This is a genomic window from Paraburkholderia sp. SIMBA_027 (assembly GCF_046535315.1).
In the GTDB taxonomy this organism is placed as follows: Bacteria; Pseudomonadota; Gammaproteobacteria; order Burkholderiales; family Burkholderiaceae; genus Paraburkholderia; species Paraburkholderia tropica.
This window is the reverse complement of the sequence record NZ_JAWRWY010001406.1, coordinates 1-243: the sequence shown is the minus strand read 5'-3', so window position 1 is coordinate 243 and position 243 is coordinate 1. Positions and strand designations below refer to the sequence as shown.

Here is a 243-nt window from a genome sequence, read left to right as displayed (position 1 = left end):
GATGATTATGATGCTTCCTCCTCATAAGATCCGGACCTTTATCCATAATAGCCCCGATATGGAAGGGTTCTACTGCCATTTTTCCAATGAATTTATTGCAGAGGGGCCCGGGCTTAAATACCTTCAGGAGATACTGAATTACGCTGATATTATCTATGATCCCACTCTGTTTCTCGATCAGGAACACCGGGAGAGAATTTTTGTAATCCTTCAGCAGATGGAGGAACTTTACCGTCATAATCA

The 243-nt window shown here is 42.4% G+C and carries 1 protein-coding gene; it reads right to left on the bottom strand.

Translation table 11 applies throughout. The features are described 5' to 3' along the window. Positions 1–243: hypothetical protein (locus SB764_RS43820; protein WP_410867282.1), on the bottom strand; the 243-nt coding region annotated here is incomplete at both ends.